This window comes from Micromonospora sp. CP22 (assembly GCF_009712475.1).
Taxonomy (GTDB): Bacteria; Actinomycetota; Actinomycetes; order Mycobacteriales; family Micromonosporaceae; genus Micromonospora.
Window position 1 is genome coordinate 318,015 of record NZ_VCJO01000002.1, and the last position, 20,867, is coordinate 338,881.

General features: G+C 70.6%; 19 protein-coding genes. 11 read left to right on the top strand and 8 right to left on the bottom strand.

What is annotated here, in order from left to right:
* Nucleotides 1-16: 16 nt before the first annotated feature.
* Nucleotides 17-2,380, bottom strand: coding sequence for a serine/threonine-protein kinase (locus FF096_RS27200; protein ID WP_155215143.1), 2,364 nt, complete (start codon nucleotides 2,378-2,380; stop codon nucleotides 17-19).
* 91 nt (nucleotides 2,381-2,471) lie between these two features.
* Here FF096_RS27200 and FF096_RS04820 point away from each other — a divergent pair, with 91 nt between their 5' ends.
* The 5 genes from FF096_RS04820 (at nucleotide 2,472) to FF096_RS04840 (ending at nucleotide 7,166) form a co-directional block, all read left to right on the top strand.
* Nucleotides 2,472-2,684, top strand: a complete 213-nt coding sequence (locus tag FF096_RS04820) for an acyl-CoA carboxylase subunit epsilon (protein WP_155215144.1) — start codon at nucleotides 2,472-2,474, stop codon at nucleotides 2,682-2,684.
* A gap of 123 nt (nucleotides 2,685-2,807) precedes the next feature.
* Complete coding sequence (locus FF096_RS04825) at nucleotides 2,808-3,275, top strand: hypothetical protein (RefSeq protein ID WP_155215145.1); 468 nt, start codon at nucleotides 2,808-2,810, stop codon at nucleotides 3,273-3,275.
* A gap of 1,324 nt (nucleotides 3,276-4,599) precedes the next feature.
* Nucleotides 4,600-5,754 (top strand): type VII secretion-associated serine protease mycosin, encoded by a 1,155-nt coding sequence (gene mycP / locus FF096_RS04830; RefSeq protein ID WP_155215146.1) that lies wholly within the window; start codon nucleotides 4,600-4,602, stop codon nucleotides 5,752-5,754.
* Nucleotides 5,755-5,846: 92 nt separating this feature from the next.
* A complete protein-coding gene (locus tag FF096_RS04835; protein WP_309222696.1) occupies nucleotides 5,847-6,503 on the top strand; it encodes a nucleoside triphosphate pyrophosphatase in 657 nt (218 codons plus the stop codon).
* Between the two features lie 9 nt (nucleotides 6,504-6,512).
* The gene (locus FF096_RS04840; RefSeq protein WP_155215147.1) at nucleotides 6,513-7,166 is read left to right on the top strand and encodes an O-methyltransferase; all 654 of its coding nucleotides are present in this window, start codon (nucleotides 6,513-6,515) and stop codon (nucleotides 7,164-7,166) included.
* A 103-nt stretch (nucleotides 7,167-7,269) separates the two neighbouring features.
* Here the strand turns inward: FF096_RS04840 and FF096_RS04845 are convergent, their stop codons facing one another.
* A complete protein-coding gene (locus tag FF096_RS04845) occupies nucleotides 7,270-8,025 on the bottom strand; it encodes an ABC transporter permease (protein WP_155215148.1) in 756 nt (251 codons plus the stop codon).
* Between the two features lie 17 nt (nucleotides 8,026-8,042).
* Nucleotides 8,043-9,002, bottom strand: coding sequence for an ATP-binding cassette domain-containing protein (locus FF096_RS04850; RefSeq protein ID WP_155215149.1), 960 nt, complete (start codon nucleotides 9,000-9,002; stop codon nucleotides 8,043-8,045).
* Between the two features lie 185 nt (nucleotides 9,003-9,187).
* On the opposite strand from FF096_RS04850, the gene FF096_RS04855 reads away from it, so the two are divergent.
* From FF096_RS04855 to FF096_RS04865, 3 genes are read left to right on the top strand one after another with little or no spacing between them, the layout of a single operon-like run.
* On the top strand, nucleotides 9,188-10,939 hold the full coding sequence (locus FF096_RS04855; RefSeq protein ID WP_309222697.1) for a biotin carboxylase N-terminal domain-containing protein: 1,752 nt from the start codon (nucleotides 9,188-9,190) through the stop codon (nucleotides 10,937-10,939).
* A gap of 56 nt (nucleotides 10,940-10,995) precedes the next feature.
* Nucleotides 10,996-11,592, top strand: a complete 597-nt coding sequence (locus FF096_RS04860) for a LysE/ArgO family amino acid transporter (protein ID WP_155215150.1) — start codon at nucleotides 10,996-10,998, stop codon at nucleotides 11,590-11,592.
* 14 nt (nucleotides 11,593-11,606) lie between these two features.
* Nucleotides 11,607-13,046, top strand: coding sequence for a GuaB1 family IMP dehydrogenase-related protein (locus tag FF096_RS04865; RefSeq protein ID WP_309222698.1), 1,440 nt, complete (start codon nucleotides 11,607-11,609; stop codon nucleotides 13,044-13,046).
* A gap of 236 nt (nucleotides 13,047-13,282) precedes the next feature.
* Here FF096_RS04865 and thrS read toward each other — a convergent pair whose 3' ends face one another.
* The gene (gene thrS / locus FF096_RS04870; RefSeq protein ID WP_155215151.1) at nucleotides 13,283-14,503 is read right to left on the bottom strand and encodes a threonine--tRNA ligase; all 1,221 of its coding nucleotides are present in this window, start codon (nucleotides 14,501-14,503) and stop codon (nucleotides 13,283-13,285) included.
* A gap of 488 nt (nucleotides 14,504-14,991) precedes the next feature.
* On the opposite strand from thrS, the gene FF096_RS04875 reads away from it, so the two are divergent.
* Both FF096_RS04875 and FF096_RS04880 read left to right on the top strand, forming a co-directional pair.
* Nucleotides 14,992-15,606 (top strand): VTT domain-containing protein, encoded by a 615-nt coding sequence (locus FF096_RS04875; protein ID WP_309222699.1) that lies wholly within the window; start codon nucleotides 14,992-14,994, stop codon nucleotides 15,604-15,606.
* Between the two features lie 117 nt (nucleotides 15,607-15,723).
* Complete coding sequence (locus FF096_RS04880) at nucleotides 15,724-16,404, top strand: DUF998 domain-containing protein (protein ID WP_155215152.1); 681 nt, start codon at nucleotides 15,724-15,726, stop codon at nucleotides 16,402-16,404.
* Here FF096_RS04880 and FF096_RS04885 read toward each other — a convergent pair.
* Complete coding sequence (locus FF096_RS04885; protein WP_309222770.1) at nucleotides 16,338-17,741, bottom strand: NAD(P)H-quinone dehydrogenase; 1,404 nt, start codon at nucleotides 17,739-17,741, stop codon at nucleotides 16,338-16,340. The genes FF096_RS04880 and FF096_RS04885 overlap by 67 nt on opposite strands.
* Nucleotides 17,742-17,847: 106 nt before the next feature.
* Between FF096_RS04885 and FF096_RS04890 the strand changes: the two genes are divergently transcribed.
* Entirely contained in the window at nucleotides 17,848-18,303 is a 456-nt protein-coding gene (locus FF096_RS04890) for a gamma-glutamylcyclotransferase (protein WP_093406228.1), read from the top strand.
* Nucleotides 18,304-18,397: 94 nt separating this feature from the next.
* Here the strand turns inward: FF096_RS04890 and FF096_RS04895 are convergent, their stop codons facing one another.
* The 3 genes from FF096_RS04895 to FF096_RS04905 form a co-directional block, all read right to left on the bottom strand.
* A complete protein-coding gene (locus FF096_RS04895; protein WP_155215153.1) occupies nucleotides 18,398-19,135 on the bottom strand; it encodes a hypothetical protein in 738 nt (245 codons plus the stop codon).
* Between the two features lie 71 nt (nucleotides 19,136-19,206).
* Nucleotides 19,207-20,130 carry a hypothetical protein gene (locus FF096_RS04900; RefSeq protein WP_155215154.1) on the bottom strand — a complete coding sequence of 308 codons (924 nt, stop codon included), beginning with the start codon at nucleotides 20,128-20,130 and terminating at the stop codon, nucleotides 19,207-19,209.
* Nucleotides 20,131-20,134: 4 nt separating this feature from the next.
* Nucleotides 20,135-20,767 (bottom strand): MBL fold metallo-hydrolase, encoded by a 633-nt coding sequence (locus FF096_RS04905; RefSeq protein WP_155215155.1) that lies wholly within the window; start codon nucleotides 20,765-20,767, stop codon nucleotides 20,135-20,137.
* Between the last annotated feature and the right edge of the window lie 100 nt (nucleotides 20,768-20,867).

Sequence of the window (20,867 nt, forward strand, 5' to 3'; positions counted from 1 at the left end):
AGGCCCTACCCGGCGATCAGTCCTGACGGTCCGGCACGAACTCCCGGAAGATCATCTCGAAGTTCGCCAGTTGCGCGTCCCACTCCCGGTCCGCGACCTCCCAGCGCAGCGCGAAGCCCCGGTTGCTGGCGGTCACGAAGCCCCGGTTGCGGGTCCGGATGCGAGTGTTGTCCCGGCTCTCCCGCCAGTCCCAGTCCGCGCAGGTCCGCCACTTGCAGTCGATTTCTTGAATGCTGATGAACTCGTAGTTGCGGACGAGGTTCTTCCGCCCCGGCTCGATGGCGCGCCACGCGGCGGCCGCGTCGCGCTGCGGCCGGTCGGTGCGGTCGATGAGCAGCTCACGGACACCGTTCGGTTCCTTGTACAGCACCCAGGTGCCACGGGCGCTGCGCCGCCAACCGTCCGGCACGGGCACCTTGAAACCGACCGGGTCGGTGCGCAGCGTCCACCCCTCCGGCAGCCCGCCAGCCGACTGCGTCGCGCTGGGCGAAGCCGACGGGCTGGGCGAGACGGACGGGCTGGGCGACGCGGCGCTCGGCGGGGCGGCCGGAGCCGAGGTGGCCGGTGGGGATGCACTGCTGGTGCCGTCGGTGACCGGCGGTGAGCCGCCGTCCTCGTCGCCGCCGGTGAGCAGCGGCACGACCACCGCCAGACCAAGCAGCAGCACCGCGACCAAGGCACCGACGAGCACTGCGCGCCGGGCCCGTTCCGAGCGGAACTGCCCGGCCTTGAAGACGGAGCCGCGGGCCGGTGCCGGGCTCACCGATGCCGCCGGCATCACCGAGGTCGGCTGCGGAGTTCGTCGCGGGTCGCCCGCTGTGGGCAGGCCCACCCGTGTGCCGCCGTCCGATTCGGCCGCCGCCCTCACGGCCCCGCCGGACGCACCGGTCGCCGTCGCGGCCGACGTCCCCGAGACCGCGCTGTCCACAGTGGTGGTGGCGCGCTGGGTGCCGTCGGTGTCCGTCCCGGCCGGGGCCGCCGACTCTGCGTCCTCGACGTGTGCCTGGTTTGCCGTCGCGCCGGTCTGCGTCGCGTCGGCACCCGTCGACCCCGAATCGCTCCGCTCGCCGCCGCTGCCGTCGGTTCCGGCCTGCTCGTCGCCGGGGGTGGCCGGCTCGGTGGTGTCTCCTGCCGCAGCGGCGGTCGAGGCGGTACCCGCAGCGGCGGCCAGCGCGGTGTCCCGCTCACCCGTCGAGGTCGGCGATGCGGCACCGGAGCGCTCGCTCTCCGCGTCGACCGCAGCCGCCTCCGACGGATTGGTCATCGAGACTTTCGCCGTCGGCGCGGCGTCGACACGATCGACCGGCCCGGCGATCTTCGCCGTCGGGTCGACGTCGCTGCCGGGCTGTACACCGGTCGACCGGTCCGGGGAGGAGCCTGCCGCCGCAACACCGCCCGCCAGCAGCCCGGAGGTGGGTGGTGTGCGGGGCGCGGGCGGCGTGACGGGGCTCGCCGGGCGTTCACCGGACGGGCGTGGAGCCGGCACCAGGGGTGGGCGCGGCTCGCGCGGGCCGTTCGGCCCCGGCCTGCGTACGCCGTCGAGCAGCGAGATCCGAGAGCGCCGGCCGCCGGCCTTGCGCAACATGCGCTCGGCCGCCTCCGCAGTGATCCGCTCCTGCGGATCCTTGCGGAGCAGCCCGGCGAGCACCTGCTTGAGCGGCCCGGCGTTACGGGCCGGTGGCACCGGCTCGGTGGCCAGCGCGGCCAGCGTGCTGATGGCGGAGGGACGCGCGTAGGGGGACTTGCCCTCCACAGCGGCGTACAGGGTGGCACCGAGCGACCACAGGTCCGCTTCCGGGCCGAAGGTGCCGTCGCGGGCCCGCTCCGGCGCGATGTACGCGGGCGAGCCGAGCACCATGCCGGTACGGGTGACGTTCGGGTCACCGGGGATCGTGGCCAGGCCGAAGTCGGTCAGCACCACCCGACCGTCGGTGCCGAGCAGCACGTTGCCGGGCTTGACGTCGCGGTGCATGATGCCGGCCTTGTGCGCCGCCTTCAGTGCGTTCAGCACGCCCAGGCCGATCTCGACCACTCGCGCCGGTGGCAGCGGACCGTCCTCGGCGATGGTGTCCTGCAACGACCTGGACGCCACGTACTCCATGACGATCCACGGATCACCGTCGGTGCGGAGCACGTCGAAGATGCGTACCACGTTGATGTTGTTGAGCCGCGCGATGGCGCGTGCCTCGCGCAGCGAGCGCTCGCGCATCTCGCGGCGCTCGTCATTGGTCAGGCCCGGCGGCGGAACCAATTCCTTGATCGCGACATCGCGGTGCAGCACCTCGTCGCGCGCCTTCCATACCCGACCCATGCCGCCCTGACCGAGCGGCGAGATGAGCCGGTACCGGTCGGCGACGAGTTGGGGGGAAGCTTCTGACATCGCTGAGACGGTACCCGGCAGCGCGGATCGTCACACCGTCGGCACGCCACTGTGCGACGAAGATCAAGCTCACGCCGCGTACCCTGAGGTCATGTCTGCCGAAGAGCCGCTGTTCCGGATCGTGCGTGGCGTTCCGACCGCCGAGGAACTGGCCGCGTTGGTGGGCGTCATCACCGCGCGCTCCCGCCCGGCGGTCCGGCCCGCACCGGCCCCGGCGTCGGTCTGGGCGCGCAGTGGCCGCCCGGTGGGCGCGGCGCTGACGCCCGGTGCCGGTGCCTGGCGCACCTCCGGCCTCCCACGCTGACCAATCGGGTACGCGATCGTCGTCCTGCGCAGCGTGAGTGAGGAGTTGTCAGGGCTGCGGCGGGCGGCGGGGACGGTCTAACCTCACTCAGGGGAGCGAGCCCGTGACAGATTGGGAGGGCCGATGATCCCTGAGGAGGATCGACCAGCATCCTGGCTACGAGGTTCCGGGGGCGTCGAGGCCGACATCCGCCAGCTACGCGACTTCGCCGAGCAGCTCCGCGCCGAAGTGGAGAGCGGCTACGCGCCACACCTTCGGCACATCGCCGACGACATGCTCACCAGGGTGCCCAACCCGGCCGACGCGTTCATCGAGCTGGTGCAGTTCATGCGTACCCATTGGGAGACCCAACAGGCGACGACCAACGCCGTCTGGGGTGTCGGTGACGCCACCGGCCACCTCGCCGAGGCCGCCAAACTCGTGGCCGAGCAGTACGCCGACACCGACGCCTTCGCCGCCGCCCGGGTGGCCGACATCCACCAGGCGCTCGGACACCCCGACACACCGCCACCGTCGACCGTGACCTCGCTGGCCACGGCGTCGCCCTCGCTCACCGACCCGACCGGCACCAGCGCGGTGGTGATGCCGTGAGAGAACCAGGCGTCGGCCGCAACGGTGGCCTCACCGAGTGGCACCTGATGAACGTCGCCGACATGTGGGCCTGCCTTCAAGGCCACCACCCCGACAGCCACTGGCGGCACGTCGCTGGCTGGCGCAAGGTCGCCGAGCTGGCCGGTCAGCACCTTGCAACATTGAAGAGCTACCGGGCACGCCTCGCCCAGGTCTGGCCACCTGAGACGAACGCGGCCTCACACGCCTACCTCGCCAAACTGGACGAGCTGATCGAGCAGGTGTTGCGTACGCAGGCCGCCGCCAGCACCAACCAGACCGCGCTCTCCGCCGCGACCCAGGCGCTCAGCAGCAGCCGAACCGAAATCCAGAAGCTCTACGACGAGTACGCCGCCAAACTGCGACAGCGGCGCGCCTGGGAAGAAACGGCCGCCGACCCGAAAGCAGCCGCCGCCAGCAGGAGCATCCAGTCACCGGTCACGGACTCCGACCTGGAACGGCTGAACATCCAGGCCCGCAACATCATGTACGGCCTCAGCGCCGAACTCCAACAAGCCCAAACCCTCCTCCGCCACCCACCCCCCACCCCTCGCCCTAAGGCAGTGAACGACCAAACCGTTGTCGAGAATTACCCCGCCGCTCCAGTAATCCCACCAGTAATGCCGCTACAAGTACCCTCGACTGCAACTCCGTCACATGTAAGGGCACCAAGTTCGAAGCTAGCGATTCAGCAAAATCCGCATGTCGGCCCAGTACTCGGTGGGATTCCCGCCACGACGCCCCCTTCCCCGAAAACTCCCCAAGGGCTTCCGCAGACGCCCTCTACATCGCCCGAACCCCTGTCGCCGAATACCGGACAGCCAATCACTAGCGGACCACGCATAAACCAGACTGCACAGCCTGCACCACGCGACATCGAGGGTTTAGACAAAGGCGCACAAAGCGGCAAACACGGTGCGACTCCAAGGCCGGTAGAAGGAGTTATCGGCGGCAATAAGTCCGGGACAGGTCAGCCACATCACAATTCCGAGCCCCGTCGAGTTAATCCAATAGGAGGGATTATCGGCGGCGGGGCAGCCGGCACAGCCCCTGCTGGCTCGGCCGGCTCCAGACCTGGCATCGGGAAAGCGGCCGGGGTCATGCATGGATCAATGCCTATTGGCGGATCACCGCAACAACACCGCTTTAACGAGGGTAGAAAGCCACAAGGACCACGTAACGATAACGAACGCCAGTGGGACCCAGATATGCCTTGGACAACCACAGAAGGCGTGAACCCTATTCTACGACCACCAGACGAAGAGGGCCCGATCGACCCAGGTCCAGCCATTGGCCTTACGCGGTAATGGACTACACCAACTACCTGGCCGCAGCACTCCTTGCCACCACATTGACCCTATCCCCACCACTGCATAGTTCAGCAACAACAACTCGACAGCCCGCCAGCATCAGCGCAGGGCAGCAGTGGCACCTTCAATACCTTTCCGTTGGCAAAGTTCATGACATCAGTCAGGGCGACGGCGTTGTAGTCGCCATAATCGATACCGGAGTGCATCCTCACGCCGACCTACAAGACAACCTCCACTCCGGCACAGATCTGATTCGAAACGGCGGAAATGGCCAGCAGGACAACGACGGGCACGGCACCGCCATGGCCGGACTGATCGCAGCCCACGGCAAGGGTCCCGAGGGGGCAGTAGGAGTTGCACCCCAAGCAAGCATCCTCCCCATCAAATTCAAGGATCGAAGCTCAGGCGGAACGACCGAGAACCTCGCCCAGGCGATTATGTACGCGATCAACAACGGCGCCGACATCATCAGCATTTCATCTGGAGGGGAACAAAGTCTCACAGAACAAAAAGCCATCCAGGCGGCAATTGATGCAGACATTGTGGTGATCGCCGCCGCCGGAAATTTGCCTACCGACAAAAGAGTCCAATACCCCGCAGCTTACCCCGGAGTAGTCGCAGTAGGCGGCGTGGACCGAACAGGACATCGGGCCAGCGTTTCCGTCACAGGCGATGAGATTGACATTGTTGCGCCGGCTGTTGAGTTGGTCAGCACCAGCTTTGATGGCGGGTATCGGGTCGGCACGGGGACGTCTGGGGCGGCGGCGATTGTGGCGGGGGCAGCGGCCCTGGTTCGGGCTAAGTATCCGTATCTGCCGGCTGACGAGGTGGTTCATCGGCTGACTGCGACTGCGATCGACAAGGGGCCGCCGGGGCGGGACGACCAGTACGGCTACGGGGTCATCGATCTGGTGGCGGCGCTGACGGCAGACGTACCGCCGAGGGGTTTTGAGTCGGTGCCGACGGTCGGGCCGGACGGGGCTGGCCCCACCACGGCGGCGGCTGACCGGCCGCGTGCCGACGGACAGCGCGTGGCGACGATTCGCGGCCTGGTCACGCTGGGGGTGCTGGTGGCGGCGGGAGCCGGTTGGGCGCTGGTCGTCCGCCGTCGACGTCGCTCTGATGATCCGCCGCCGCCAATCTCACGCTGAGTCCAGCCGTACGAGCGCACCCGGACGCGCACCGACGGGCAAGCGGATGGTGTGTGGCGTGGCGTACGCGGTCAGACGGTAACGTCGGCGGGGTGCCTGACGCTCTGCCGCTTCGCCTCGTGCTCGCCTCGGCGAGCCCTGCCCGCCGCAAGTCTCTCCAGTCTGCCGGCATCGAGCCGGACGTGCTGGTCAGTGGGGTCGACGAATCGCTCGTGGTGACTGAGCGGGCGGAGGACCTCTGCCTGGAGTTGGCCCGGCTCAAGGCACAGGCGGTGCTCACCCGGCTGCGGCCGACCGACGACGAGCGCACCCTGGTGCTCGGCTGCGATTCGGTGCTCGCCTTCGAAGGACAGATTCTCGGTAAGCCCGACGACGAGGCGGATGCCAAGCAGCGGTGGGAGCGGATGCGCGGGCGGAGCGGCATCCTGCACAGCGGTCACTGTCTCGTGGACATTGTGGCCGGACGGCGGGCCGAGGCGGTGGCCTCCACGGTGGTGCATTTCGCCGACCTCAGCGACCACGAAATTGCCACCTACATCGCCACCGGTGAGCCGCTTGCGGTGGCTGGCGCGTTCACGATCGACGGGTTGGGCGGACCGTTCGTGGAACGGATCGAAGGTGACCCGGGAACCGTCATCGGGCTCTCCCTGCCGTTGCTGCGGAAGCTGCTCGCCGAGTTGGATCTGCGGATCACCGACCTGTGGACGAAGGTTGCGCCTGGTAACCAGGTTGTCGAACCACTCGGTTAGGTTCCGAGTATGACCTTGAAGTCGATTCCACTCACCGACGACCTGCACCGCTATCTCGTGGCGCACGGTTCACCACCGGACGAGATCGTCAGTGACCTGGCGCGGGAAACGCTGACGCTGCTCCCCGAGGAGGCGTCGATGCAGGTCGCGCCGGAGCAGGCCGCCTTCCTGACGTTCCTGACCCGGCTACTCGGTGCCCGGCAGGCCGTCGAGGTGGGTACCTTCACCGGCTTGTCGTCGCTGGCGATCGCTCGCGGGCTGGCCGACGGCGGGCGGTTGACCTGCTTCGACATCTCGACGGAGTACACCGCGATCGCCCGCCGCTACTGGGCGCGGGCCGGCATCGACGACCGCATCGACCTGCGTATCGGCCCGGCCGGCGAGACGCTGCGCGAGCTGTCGCACGACCGCTACCTGGACTTCGCCTTCATCGACGCCGACAAGACCGGCTACCCGATCTACTGGGCCGAGTTGGTGCCCAGGATGCGGCCCGGTGGCGTGATCGCCGTCGACAACGTGCTGCGCGACGGCCGGGTGTTGGCCCCGCAGAGCGAAGCCGACCGGGCGATCGCGGCGTTCAACGATGACGTGCTGGCCGACGTGCGGGTCGACGCGGTGATGCTGCCGATCGCCGACGGCCTGACCCTCGCCTACGTGCGCTGACACCGGCGCGGGTGTGACCCGCGCAGGGGTTGCGGCATGTCGGGGGTGTTCCGGGAACCTCGACATGCCGCAACCGGGACCGGCCGGCCGCGATCGGCGCAGGTCAGCGGACGCTGCGGGCGAACTGGCGGGCGGCCCAGTAGACACCGGCGGCGGCGAGCACCGTGATGATGCTCAACCCCTGCCAGACCCGGTCGTTGCCGATGTCGCCGTTGAACAGCGCCCGGGTGCCGTCGACCGCCCAGGAGAACGGGTTCCATTTGGCGACGCCCTGCAACCAGCCCGGCGCGAAGGCGAGCGGCAGCAGGATGCCGGAGAGCAGCAGCACCGGCTGCGCCACCGTGTTCATCAACGGTGCGAGGGCGTCCTCACTCTTCACCTTCAACGCGACGCCGTAGGAGACCGCCGAGGTCATCAGCGCGATCAGGGCGAGCATGAGGTACGCCAACAGCAGGTCACCGATGAACACCCGCAGGTCGAACAGGAGCGCCAGCAGGGTGATGATGACGGCCTGGACCATCAGCGACACCACGTCCCGCAGGGACCGGCCGAGCAACAGGGCGAACCGGCTGATCGGGGTGACCCGGGACCGTTCGATGACCCCGGCCCGAAGCTCGGCGATGAGGCCGAAGCCCTGGAACAGGCCACCGAAGATGGCCAGCAGGACCAGCAGGCCAGGCACGAAGATCTTGTACGCCTCGGCCTGGGTGGGCGCGTTCAGCGCGGGCTTGAGCAGCGGAGCGAAGAGCAGCAGGTACATCACCGGCTGGAAGACACCGACGAAGACCCACACAGGGTTGCGCAGCAGCAGTTTCAGTTGCCGCTGAAAGATCAGCCAAGTGTCACGGGCGAGCTTCATGAGTTCTCCGGGTCGGGTCAGGACTCGCGCAGCGAGCGGCCGGTCTTGGTGAGGAAGACGTCGTCGAGGCTCGGGCGGTGCAGCTCGATCGACTTGAGGTCGAGCCCTGCCGCGTCGACCCGGCGCAGGATCCTCGGGATGGCGGTGGCGCCCTCGTCGACGAAGAGGCGTAGCCCGCCCTCGTCGAGTAGTTCCAGCCGGTTGACGTACTCCTCGCCGTCGAGCAGCTTCTCGGCCTCGCCGGTGGCGCTGACGTCCAGCCCGACCTGCACCACGTCGCCGGAGATCTCCCGCTTGAGTTCGGTCGGCGTACCCTCGGCGACCACCTCGCCGTGATCCATGATCGCGATGCGGTCGCAGAGCGCGTCGGCTTCGTCGAGGTAGTGCGTGGTGATGAAGACGGTCATCCCGTCGGTGCGCAACCGGCGGATCTCGTCCCACATGTGTGCGCGACTCTGCGGGTCGAGCCCGGTGGTGGGCTCGTCCAGGAAGACGATCTTCGGCTCGTGGATGATGCCGAGCGCGATCTCGACGCGACGCCGCTGGCCACCGGAGTACGTCTTGCACTTGCGGTCGGCGAACTCGGTGAGCTGGAACGCCTCCAGTGCCCGGATGGCCCGCCGCTGCGCCTCGGCCTTGCCGATGCCGTACATCCGGGCCTGGAGCACCAGTTCCTCGCGGCCGGTGGATTCGTCCCAGGTGCTCCCGCCCTGGGCGACGTAGCCGATCCTGCGCCGCACCTCGCCCGGGTTCTTGAGCAGGTCGGCACCGGCGATGGTGGCCTGGCCGCCGTCCGGCTCGATCAACGTCGCGAGCATCCGCAGTGTGGTGGTCTTGCCGGCTCCGTTCGGGCCCAGAAATCCGAAGATCTCACCGGCCGGGACGTCGAGGTCGACGCCGCGTACCGCATCGACGGTCTTCACCTCACGACCGGCTCGACTGCGGAACGATTTCCGCAGTCCTCTGGTCTGGATCATGTCTAGCTCCCCGCTCGTGGCCTGTGTCGGCCATCATCGTCACTGGCACTCGACCACATCGGTACGACACCACGCCGCTCAATTACCTGGCCCTGACAGTGCGGCATCCCACACTTAGTCACCGTTAGGGCCGCCGGGGTGGCCGATAAACTCCCGGTCAGTAACCTGCCGGGAGGAGCTACCAGGTGCGCAAGGTACTCATCGCCAACCGGGGCGAGATCGCCGTCCGGGTCATCCGGGCGTGCCGGGACGCGGGCCTCGGCAGCGTCGCGGTGTACGCCGACTCCGACCGGGACGCCCTGCACGCCACGCTCGCCGACGAGGCGTACGCCCTGGGCGGTGACACCGCCTCCGAATCCTACCTGCGCATCGACAAGCTGATCGATATCGCGAACCGTTCCGGCGCGGATGCGGTGCATCCCGGGTACGGCTTCCTCTCCGAGAACGCCGACTTCGCCCAGGCGGTGATGGACGCCGGCCTGACCTGGATCGGTCCCACCCCGCAGGCGATCCGCGACCTGGGTGACAAGGTGACCGCCCGGCACATCGCCCAGCGGGCCGGGGCTCCGCTGGTCGCGGGCACCGCTGACCCGGTCGGCAGCCCCGACGAGGTGATGGCCTTCGCGGTCGACCACGGTCTGCCGGTGGCGATCAAGGCAGCCTTCGGCGGCGGCGGACGCGGGCTGAAGGTGGCCCGCACCATGGAGGAGATCCCGCAGCTGTTCGAGTCGGCGACCCGGGAGGCGGTCGCCGCCTTCGGGCGGGGCGAGTGCTTCGTCGAGCGTTACCTCGACCGCCCCCGCCACGTGGAGGCGCAGGTCCTCGCCGACCAGCACGGCAACGTGATCGTGGTGGGCACCCGGGACTGCTCGTTGCAGCGCCGCCACCAGAAGCTGGTCGAGGAGGCACCGGCCCCGTTCCTCACCGCCGCGCAGCGGGCCCAGATCCACGACAGCGCGAAGGCGATCTGCCGGGAGGCCGGCTACCACGGTGCGGGCACCGTCGAGTACCTGGTCGGCAACGACGGCACCATCTCCTTCCTGGAGGTCAACACCCGGCTCCAGGTGGAGCACCCGGTCACCGAGGAGACCGCCGGCATCGACCTGGTACGCGAGCAGTTCCGCATCGCCGACGGTGAGAAGCTGCGGTTCACCGAGGACCCGACCCCGCGCGGGCACTCCATCGAGTTCCGGATCAACGGCGAGGACCCGGGCCGTAACTTCCTGCCCGCCCCCGGCACGGTCACCGCGTTGCGGCTGCCCACCGGCCCCGGGGTGCGGGTGGACACCGGCATCTCGGCGGGCGACGTGATCGGCGGCAACTTCGACTCCCTCCTGGCCAAGGTCATCATCACCGGTGAGACCCGGACCGAGGCGCTGGAGCGGGCCCGCCGCGCGCTGGACGAGATGGTGGTCGACGGGATGGCCACCGCGCTGCCGTTCCACCGTCTGGTGGTTCGTGATCCGGCGTTCACCGCCGAGCCGTTCAGCGTGCACACCCGCTGGATCGAGACGGAGTTCGACAACACCGTGCCGCCGTTCGCCGCCGCTGCCGGGCCGCTTGCCAGCCCGGCCGAGCGCGAGACCGTCGTGGTCGAGGTGGGCGGCAAGCGGTTGGAGGTCAGCCTCCCCGCCGGTCTCGGCGCCGGTACGGCCGGTTCCGCGCCAGCCGCCCGCAAGCCCACCCGCCGGGGTGGCGGGACCACGGTGGGCGCGGCGGCCAGCGGTGACTCGCTCACCTCGCCCATGCAGGGCACGATCGTGAAGATCGCGGTCGCCGACGGCGACACCGTCGCCGAGGGCGATCTGGTCGTGGTGCTGGAGGCGATGAAGATGGAGCAGCCTCTGCACGCGCACAAGGCCGGCACGGTCAGCGGCCTGTCGGCCGAGGTCGGCGCGGTGATCACCGCCGGTGCGCCGATCTGCACCATCGCCTGAGCGTCCGGCGCGGACCGCGGTGGTCGGCGTAGCGGCGCGCTTCTAAGGTCGGGCGCATGCTCACCTCGGCCGTCGCCGGCTTCTCCCTGTCCATCGCCCTCATCGTCGCCATCGGCGCGCAGAACGCCTTCGTGCTGCGCCAGGGGCTGCGCCGGGAACACGTGGTGCCGGTGGTCCTGACCTGTGCCCTCTCCGACGCGCTGCTGATCGGGGTGGGCATCGCCGGGTTGGGTTCGGTGGTGGCCGGACGTCCGGTCCTGCTCACCGCGATCCGCTGGGGTGGGGCGGCCTTCCTGCTCGGGTACGCGGCACTCGCCGCCCGCCGCGCGTTGCGTCCCAGCGCGCTCACACCGGCCGACCGGCCGCCGGCCCGGCTCGGTCCGACGCTGCTGACCTGCCTCGCCTTCACCTACCTCAACCCGCACGTCTACCTCGACACGGTGCTGCTGCTCGGCGGCATCGCTCAGCAGCATCCGCACCGGTGGCTGTTCGGTGTCGGGGCGATGGCGGCCAGCGTGTGCTGGTTCACCGCGCTCGGTGCCGGGGCGTACCGGCTCGCTCCGCTGCTCGCGCGTGGACGGGTCTGGCAGGTGCTCGACGGCGTGATCGCGGTGGTGATGGTGGCCGTGGCCGTGGCACTGCTGTTGGGCTGAGTCATGATTGCCGGGTGCGGTTCCTCAATGACGTGACGCCCGGATACGACCTGACCTACAACGACGTCTTCATGGCGCCGGTGCGCTCGGAGGTGGGTTCACGGCTCGACGTGGATCTGGCCACCGGTGACGGCACCGGCACCACCATCCCCCTGGTGGTGGCGAACATGACCGCGGTCGCCGGGCGACGGATGGCTGAGACGGTGGCCCGACGCGGCGGCATCGTGGTGATCCCGCAGGACATCCCGATCGACGTGGTGGCCGAGGTGATCGCCTGGGTCAAGCAGCGGCACCTGGTGCACGACACGGCGATCGCGTTGGGCCCCAACGACACCGTCGGTGACGCCATCCACCTGTTGCCCAAGCGGGCGTACGGTGCGGTGATCGTGGTCGACGACGACGGCCGGCCGATGGGAGTGGTCACCGAGGCGGACACCGTCGGCGTGGACCGTTTCACCCAGTTGCGGCACGTGATGTCGACCGAGTTGCACACCGTGCCGGTCGACGCGGATCCGCGTACCGGCTTCGACCGGCTGTCGGCGGGGCGGCGGCGACTCGCGCCGGTGGTCGACGACGCGGGTCGGCTGGTCGGCGTCCTCACCCGGGCCGGGGCGCTGCGGGCGACGCTCTACAAGCCGGCGGTGGACGCCCAGGGTCGCCTGCGGGTCGCGGCGGCGGTGGGCATCAACGGCGATGTGGCGGGCAAGGCGAAGGCACTGTTGGAGGCCGGGGTGGACACCCTGGTCGTGGACACGGCGCACGGCCACCAGGAGCGGATGCTCTCCGCGCTGCGGACGGTACGCGGCCTCGACCCGGCGGTCCCGGTGGCCGCCGGCAACGTGGTCACCGCCGACGGGGTACGCGATCTGGTCGAGGCGGGTGCCGACATCGTCAAGGTCGGGGTCGGTCCGGGCGCGATGTGCACCACCCGGATGATGACCGGCGTCGGCCGACCGCAGTTCTCGGCGGTACTGGACTGCGCGACGGCCGCCCGGAAGCTGGGCCGTCACGTCTGGGCGGACGGTGGGGTGCGGCATCCACGGGATGTGGCCCTGGCGCTGGCCGCCGGGGCGTCCAACGTGATGATCGGCTCCTGGTTCGCCGGGACCTACGAGTCCCCCGGTGACCTCTACACCGACGAGGACGGCCGGCGCTACAAGGAGAGCTTCGGCATGGCCTCGGCGCGGGCGGTCAGTGCGCGTACCGGTGACGACAGCCCTTACGACCGTGCCCGCAAGGCCATCTTCGAGGAGGGCATCTCCACGGCCCGGATGTATCTGGACCCGGCCCGACCCGGCGTGGAGGACCTGATCGACGAGATCATCTCGGGGGTGCGCAGCGCCTTCACCTACGCTGGCGCACGCACCCTCGCCGAGTTCCACGAGCGGGCACTGGTCGGCGTGCAGAGCACCGCCGGATACACCGAGGGGATGCCCCTGCCGACCAGTTGGTGAGGCCGACTCGCCGCGCCCCGGGCCGGTCGGCGTGACCGGGGCCGGTCGGCGTGACCGGGGCCGGTCGGCGTGACCGGGGCCGGACGGCGTGTCCCAAGACCGGCCGGGCCGCTCAGCCGGTCTCCCCGGTCGGGGTGAAGAGGTGCCGGATCACCGACCGGGCAGCCACGTCGCCGCCGTCGCGGTCGGGCCATGACCGATCCCGGATCGTGGCCCGACCGCACCTCGGCACCGGCTCAGCCGGTGGGCAGCAGATCCGCCGAGCGGGCGGCCACCGCCGCGCTCACCAGCCCGATCGCCTCGGCGACCGGCTGCGGCTCCAGCGATCTCCCGTCCCGCAACCGCAACGCCACCCGACCGTCGGCCACCTCCCGGGCACCCAGCACGGCGACGTACGGGATCCGGCGGCGTGCCGCGTCGCGGACCCGGGCACCGAGCGAACCGCCGTGGTCGACCTCGGCCCGCAGGCCCGCCTCGGTGGCCCGTCGGGCCAGGTCGAGCGCGGCCTCGGCCTGGTCCTCGCCGACCGGCAGGACGACCAACTGCACGGGGGCGTACCAGGGCGGGAAAGCGCCCCCGTGCACCTCGATCAGGTACGCGAAGAGCCGTTCCATGCTGCCGGCGAGGCTGCGGTGCACCATCACCGGGCGGCGTCGCCCGCCGTCGGCATCGGTGTACGACAGGTCGAACCGCTCGGGCTTGTCGAAGTCGATCTGGACGGTGGAGAGGGTGTACTCGCGTTCGGCCGCGTCCCGCACCTGAACATCGATCTTCGGACCGTAGAAGGCGGCCTCACCCGGTGCCTCGGTGTACGGCACCCCGTCGAGGGCGGCGCGGAGCAGGTCCTCGGCCCGCGCCCACTGCGCGTCGTCGCCGACGTACTTCTCCCCCGGCCCACGCAGCGACAGCCGTACGCCCGCCGGCCGCACGCCCAGCGCCGCGTGCGCGGCCCGGATCAGCCGCAGGATCTCCGCCACCTCCTCGCCGACCTGCTCCAGGGTGCAGAAGTTGTGCGCGTCGTTGAGGGTGATGGCGCGTACCCGGGACAGGCCACCGACCACCCCGGACCGTTCCGCCCGGTACATGCCCCCGATCTCCGAGATCCGCAGCGGCAGCTCCCGGTAGGAGCGCCCCCGTGACCGGTAGACCAGGGCGTGGTGCGGGCAGAGCGCCGGACGGAGCATCAGCTCGTCGTCGCCGTCTGCCAGCCGCATCGGAGGGAACATCTCGGCCGCGAAGTAGCCGAGGTGCCCGGAGACCTCGAACAGCTCACGTCGCCCCATCGGCGGGGTGTACACCTGCTGGTATCCGGCCCGGCGTTCCAGGTCACGCAGGTACTCCTCGACCGCGTGTCGGGCGGCGGCGCCGGCCGGCAGCCAGAGCGGCAGACCGGCCCCGGAGAGCGGATCGGTGGCGAACAGGTCCAGGTCCCGGCCCAGCCGGCGGTGGTCGATCATGTCTGGCTCCTTGGCGGTACGCCCCGACGACCGAACCCACGACGCACGAGTGCCCCGGGCGGATCGCCCGGGGCACTCGACAGTCGAATACGTCAGTGCGGCGCGCCAGGCTTCCCCGGCGTCGTCGTCAGCACCGCACTGCACATGCGCCGAGCGTACGCCCGCCGCGCAGATTGCGACACAGGATTGGGACCGGGCCGCTGGCACGGGACCTGCCAGCGGCCCGGAGGCGGCCCGGGCATCAGGAACGGGGGACCCGACGCTCGCCGGACCGCGTGTCAACGGTACGCCGCCGAACGAGTTTTCGGCGACCGTGCCCTACCGTCAATCTCCATCGATATTATGCGGTGAACGGCGCTCGGGGGGCCCAGCTGGGGCGCAGCGAGGCGTGGGTGTCACTGGTCACGCCAGGCCAGGGCCGTCGCGGGTGATGTCGCACACCACGTCAGGCTCGGTAGGTTCCGTCGGACAGCACGCGAGGTGGCCCGGTGCCTGAACTACTCATCCAGGTGGCATCCCCCGATGTGGCGTACCTCGCGTTGTTCATCCTGCTGGCCGTGGACGCCTTCGTGCCGGTGGTGCCCACCCAACTGCTGATGCTCACCGGCGGGGCACTCACCGTGTACGGCGGGCTGAGTTTGCCGAAGACCGTCGCCGTCGGCGCGCTCGGCGTCCTCGCCGGTGATCTGGCCTGTTACCTGCTCGGCCGTTACACGCTGGGACGTCGGCCACCGCAGCCGCCGGGTACGGGTCGCGCCCGACGGATAGCCGGCCGCCTCACCCGGGGCCTGCGTCGCCCTGGGCCGATGATGATCCTGCTGTGCCGTTTCGTGCCCGGCGGACGGATGGCCGCCTGCTTCGCCGCCGGCCGCAGCCGGTACCCGGTCCGGCTGTTCCTGCCGTGTGCCGGCATCGCGGCTGCGGGCTGGGCGGCGTACGGCGGGCTGGTGGGGCATCTGGGCGGCGCCGCGCTGACCGGGTCCGCCTGGCGGATGGTGGTCGTCGCGGCGGCGGCTGCCGCTGGCTTCGCGCTGACCGGTTGGGCGCTGGCCTCCGTCACCGCACGGCTTTACCCGGCCCCGGCCGAGGTCCCCGCCGACTGATCGCCCTGGTCGTTCACCCGGGGGAAATGCCGGAGTGCCTGTCGGGGTGGTCCCCGGGTCAGATTTCGGTGCTCGTCCCGGATCCGTCTGAGGTGCCCGCGACGACAGGCTGAAGGCATGCCTGGAATCCGGAACAACGGTGCACTGGCCCTCGGTGGGATCGTCCTCGCGGCGCTGCTCACCGTCATCGGTCACGCCGGTGTCAGCGACCTCGACCCGGTAAGCCTGACCGTCAGCGACTACGCGGTCTCCGACTCCGGCGAGGTCATCCACGTGGCGATGTTGCTGCTCGCCGCCGCCTCCGCCGTGCTCGTCCCGACCCTGGGTCGGCTGGACCGTCTCCGGTCGGATCGGCCCGCAGGTGCGCCCGCCCCGCTCGGGCGCGGTGGCCGGGCAGCCCAGTGGCTGTTGGGGGTCTGGGCGGGCGGACTACTGGTGTCGGGCCTGGTGCCGACGAACCCACCCGGCACCGACATGGGCACCGCCGCCTACGTGCACCGGTACGCCTCGGTGATCGCCTTCGTGGCGTTGCCGATCGCCGGCTGGTTGGTCGCCGCCCGGCTTCCCGCCGGGGACCGGGCCGGGCGCTGGCTGCGCGCCCTGACCGTGGCCAGCCTGCTGCTGGCCGTCGCCATGGCCTGGTCCGCCTACCCCGGCGACCGCGCCTACTACGGCCTGATCGAACGAGCCCTCACCCTCGCCGAGGTGGGCCTGCTCACCGTCGTCGCCGCCTACTCCAGCTCGTGGAGCATCAGCTGGCGGGCCGCCTCGGTGACCGAGCCGGAGAGGCTGGGGTAGATGGTGATGGTCTGGGCCAGTTCGTTGACGGTGAGGTTGTTCTCCACCGCCATCGTGATCGGCAGGATCAGTTCGCTGGCCTTCGGCGCCACCACCACGCCACCGATCACCTGGCCGCTGGCCGGTCGGCAGAACAGCTTCACGAAACCGTCCGCGATCTCGCCCATCTTCGCCCGGGCGTTGCCGTCCAGCGGCAGCATCACCTGACGCGCCGGCACCTTGCCGGAGTCCACCTCGTCCTGCGACACCCCGACCGTGGCCAGCTCCGGGTCGGTGAAGACGTTCGCGGAGACGGTACGCAGCCGCAGCGGCCGAACCGCCTCGCCGAGCGCGTGCCACATGGCGATCCGCCCCTGCATCGCGGCGACGCTGGCCAGCGGCAGCACTCCGGTGCAGTCACCGGCCGCGTAGATGCCCGGCACGTTGGTCCGGGAGACCCGGTCCACCGTCACGTAGCCGCCCCGGGCCAACTCGACGCCGTACTCGGCCAGGCCCAGCTCGGCGGTGTTGGGGATCGAGCCGACGGCGATCAACGCGTGGGAGCCGGTCACCGTACGCCCGTCGGAGAGCTCGACCTCGACGCCGTCACCGACGCGGCGGACGCTCTCGGCGCGGGAGTTGTTCAGGATGCTCATGCCCCGGGCCCGGAAGACCTGCTCGATCGCCTGTGCGGCGTCGGCGTCCTCGTGCGGCATCACCCGGTCCCGGCTGGAGACCAGGGTCACCTCGACGCCCATCGCGAGGTACGCGCTGGCGAACTCGGCACCGGTCACCCCGGAGCCGACCACGATCAGGTGCTCCGGCAGCTCGGGCAGGTCGTAGACCTGTCGCCAGGTCAGGATGCGTTCGCCGTCGGGCAGTGCGGTGGGCAACTGGCGCGGCGTGGCACCGGTGGCGATCAGCACCGTCGAGGCGTCGATCGCGTACGCGGCCTCCTCGCCGTGCGGCGTGACGATCACCCGGTGGGTGTGGCCGAGCGTGTCCTCGCCGAGTCGGGCGCGCCCGGAGACGAAGGTGACCCCGGCCTTGACCAGCTTCGAGTGGATGTCGCCGGACTGCGCCAGGGCGAGCCGCTTGACCCGCTCGTTGACCGCCTGCGCGTCGACGGTGACCGCCTCCAGCCCGTCGGAGTGCACCCCGAACACCTCGGTGTCCCGGTAGCCGGTCACCACCTCGGAGCTGGCGATGAACGTCTTCGACGGCACGCAGTCGGACAGCACGCAGGCGCCGCCCGCGCCCTCCGCCTCCACGACGGTGACGTCGGCGTCCAGTTGCGCCGCTACCAGGGCCGCCTCGTAGCCCGCCGGACCCCCGCCGATGATCACGATCCGGCTCACCACGACCGCCCCTTCTCCGTACTCACAGTGACTTTCTTCTCCCCGACGCGTCCGACACGCACCGTCGTATTCTCCCCCACGCGCCAGCCGGGCTATCGTCATCGCCGTGCGTCATTACGCCGCCTACGGCTCGAACCTGGACCCTGCTCGGATGCGCGCCTACTGCCCGCATTCGCCGATGGTGGGCATCGGCTGGCTGGAGGGATGGCGCCTGACCTTCGCCGGTGAGGACGTCATCGGCTGGGAGGGCGCGGTCAGCACCGTGGTCGAGTCGCCCGGCGACCGGGTCTTCGTGGCGCTCTACGACATCCACCCCTACGACGCGGCCCAGCTGGACGAGATCGAGGGCGTCACCTCCGGCACGTACCGGAAGCTGACCGTGCGCGTCTCGACGCTGGACGGCGACGTGACGGCCTGGGTCTACGTCTTCGACGGCTACGAGGGCGGGCTGCCCACCTCGTGGTACCTCTCGGAGATCGCGAACGCCGCCGAGAAGGCCGGCGCGCCGGACGACTACGTCATCGAGCTGCGGTCCCGGCCCACCGGCACCGCGTCGGCGTAGCGCGTCTTCCACCTCTCCAGTCTGCTACCGGGCGTCATGGCACCGGGCGTCGACCCCGGTGCTCCGGGTGGATCATCCCAGAATGGGCGGATTCTCAGCCCTCCGCGTGGCTACGTGCCGTGGTCAGCAACTCGACCAGCTCCGCGCCCTCGGCGGGGCCCAGCGCGGTGAAGGCGGGCGCGACGAGCCGGTCGGTCATCGCCTCGGCCCACAGCCGCCGTCGCACCAACGGCCCGACCGGCGGGTAGGGCGGCGGCCACCCACAGGCCAACGCGCCGCTGGCTCCCTCGGGGCCCGCCAGCACCGCCTCCAGCGGCGTCATCCCGCTGGCGCGTACGGCCACCAGGTGCGCGCCGGTGAAGTGCTCCCGCAGCAGGCGTAGGCCGGCGGCGACCCGGGCGCCGGGGGTCGGCACGTCCAACGGCATCGCCCGCCACGCCGCGAACAGCGGCATCCCACTGGCGTCGGCCGCCGCCACGGCCCGCTCCACCAGCACGGTGAGTCGGTCGAGGCGGGGCAGATCACCGAGCACCTCCTCACCCCACCGACAACACTCGGCGAGGCTGACAGCGGCCACCTCGGACGGCCGGACCACGCGAACGGCGGCGTCCCAGCCGTCGGCCACGGCGTCGGGGGCGATGAAGCCGAGCGCCGCGGCCACGGTCTCGGCCCGTACGTCACCGAGCGCGCCGGCTCGACCGGCGACGTAGAAGGCCCACCCGGAGATGCCGAGCAGCCGCGCCCGGCGCAACGTGGTGGGGCATCGGGTGTACGCCTCGCCGAGGGCGAGCACCGCCGGCTTGCTCGCCGTCGCGACCTGCTCCGGCGTCATCCCGCCCCGCCCACACCCGCGCACATGAAGGATCCGCCCGAAGGTCCGTCCATGAGGGACAAGTCTGCCGGTCAACCGTCGGGGTCGGCATCCCCCTCCTCGGCGGCCAACGCCTCCATTGCGGCCTCAACTTCGCCGGTACGTCGCCGCGCGCTGGTCAGCGCCCGTTCGGCAGCCCGGCGGGCCAGCCGGGACCGGCTGAGTTCCTGCTCGGCGACGGCCCGGCGGCGTTCCAGCTCGGCCAGCTCCGCCTCGACGGCATCCAGCGCGGCGGCGCCGTCGCGTTCGGCCGCCGCCGCGCCGGCCAGGTCCGCCTCGGCCCGTTCCTGGTCGGTACGCGCCCGGTCCAGTTCCTTCTCCAGCGCCTGGCGGCGCCGGGCCCGTTCGGCGCGTGCGGCTCGCTGCGCCTGTTCGGTACGCAGCGCACCACGGTCCGCTGGGCGCTGCCGGACCGGCGCGGCGGGCGGCGGTTCCTCGCCGCCGGTCACCAGACGCAACTGCGGCCGGGGCACCTCGCCGAACCCCGCGTAGTGCGCCGACCGCAGCAGCCGTCCGGAACGCACCTGCTCGGCCACCTCGACGTCGGAGAGCGCGGCGTTGAGCGTCGCCTCGACCTCGGCCAGCGGCAACTTCCCGCCCGACGGGGCACCCTCGACGTCGGCGGCGAGCCGACGGACCTCGGCGACCAGGGCACCGACCACCGCCCGCCGCTGTGCGGACAGTTCCCGCAGTCGCGGGCCGCGCAGCTCGCGCTGGGCCTCCCGGAGCGCCTCGGCCAGTTGCACCAGCTCGGACACCAGCTCGGGCCGCTCCAGCGCGAGCAGGTTGACCAGCCAGGCGGCCACGGTGGGCCGACGCAGCCGGGCGATCTCCCGGGCGGTACGCGGATCACCGGCACGACGCGCCTGCGCGACGGCGGCGTCGCGGGCGGCGACGAACCGGTCGGGCGGCGTGCGGTACAGCTGCTCGACGAGGTCCGGTGGGGGGTCGGGCATCGGCTCAGCCGTCGATCCGGGTGCCCGGCTCCAACCGCTGGTACTCGCTGCCGGACAGCGCCGTGTACTGCCGGTCGAGCACCATGTAGCCGTTGTCGTTGAGCAGGGCGTCGTGCAGCGCGAAGACCCGACGTGGTGCCACCGCCCGGATGAAGTCGACCACCTCGGAGAACTTCGACCACGGCGCGTGGATCGGCGCGAAGAGGGTGTCGACCTCGACGTCCTCCGGGACGAACAGGGCGTCGCCGGGGTGGTAGACGACCTCGTTGACCAGGTAGCCAAGGTTGTCGATCACCGGGATGTCGGGGTGGATGACCGCGTGCCGGCCACCGTGGGCGCGTACCGGGATCCCGGCGGCGGTGAACGACTCCCCGGGGGCCACCGGGCGCAGCACGTCAGCCGCGTCACCGAGGGCACCGGCCAGCGACGCCGGGCCGTGGATGGCGAACGGGCGTCGCGCCAGCTGCTGGTTCACCGCGGCCAGGTCGAGGTGATCCGGATGTTCGTGGGTGATCAGCACGGCGTCGACCCCGTCCAGCGCCTCCGCCGGATCACTGAACACCCCCGGGTCGATGACCAGCACTCCCCCGTCGTGCTCGATCCGCAGGCACGAGTGGGCGTACTTGGTGAGCCGCATCGTGATGCCTCCCATATCGATTCGTGACGTCCTGAGCGCAGTCTGCCGGAACCCGGGCGGTGGTGTGCGACGTCCGAGCCATTGCCCACTCGGGCAGTCG

Coding starts and splice junctions, on each gene's coding strand:
- FF096_RS27200 (WP_155215143.1), bottom strand. CDS start 2,380: ATGTCAGAAGCTTCCCCCCAACTCGTCGCCGACCGGTACCGGCTCATC.
- FF096_RS04820 (WP_155215144.1), top strand. CDS start 2,472: ATGTCTGCCGAAGAGCCGCTGTTCCGGATCGTGCGTGGCGTTCCGACC.
- FF096_RS04825 (WP_155215145.1), top strand. CDS start 2,808: ATGATCCCTGAGGAGGATCGACCAGCATCCTGGCTACGAGGTTCCGGG.
- mycP (WP_155215146.1), top strand. CDS start 4,600: ATGGACTACACCAACTACCTGGCCGCAGCACTCCTTGCCACCACATTG.
- FF096_RS04840 (WP_155215147.1), top strand. CDS start 6,513: ATGACCTTGAAGTCGATTCCACTCACCGACGACCTGCACCGCTATCTC.
- FF096_RS04845 (WP_155215148.1), bottom strand. CDS start 8,025: ATGAAGCTCGCCCGTGACACTTGGCTGATCTTTCAGCGGCAACTGAAA.
- FF096_RS04850 (WP_155215149.1), bottom strand. CDS start 9,002: ATGATCCAGACCAGAGGACTGCGGAAATCGTTCCGCAGTCGAGCCGGT.
- FF096_RS04860 (WP_155215150.1), top strand. CDS start 10,996: ATGCTCACCTCGGCCGTCGCCGGCTTCTCCCTGTCCATCGCCCTCATC.
- thrS (WP_155215151.1), bottom strand. CDS start 14,503: ATGATCGACCACCGCCGGCTGGGCCGGGACCTGGACCTGTTCGCCACC.
- FF096_RS04880 (WP_155215152.1), top strand. CDS start 15,724: ATGCCTGGAATCCGGAACAACGGTGCACTGGCCCTCGGTGGGATCGTC.
- FF096_RS04895 (WP_155215153.1), bottom strand. CDS start 19,135: ATGACGCCGGAGCAGGTCGCGACGGCGAGCAAGCCGGCGGTGCTCGCC.
- FF096_RS04900 (WP_155215154.1), bottom strand. CDS start 20,130: ATGCCCGACCCCCCACCGGACCTCGTCGAGCAGCTGTACCGCACGCCG.
- FF096_RS04905 (WP_155215155.1), bottom strand. CDS start 20,767: ATGCGGCTCACCAAGTACGCCCACTCGTGCCTGCGGATCGAGCACGAC.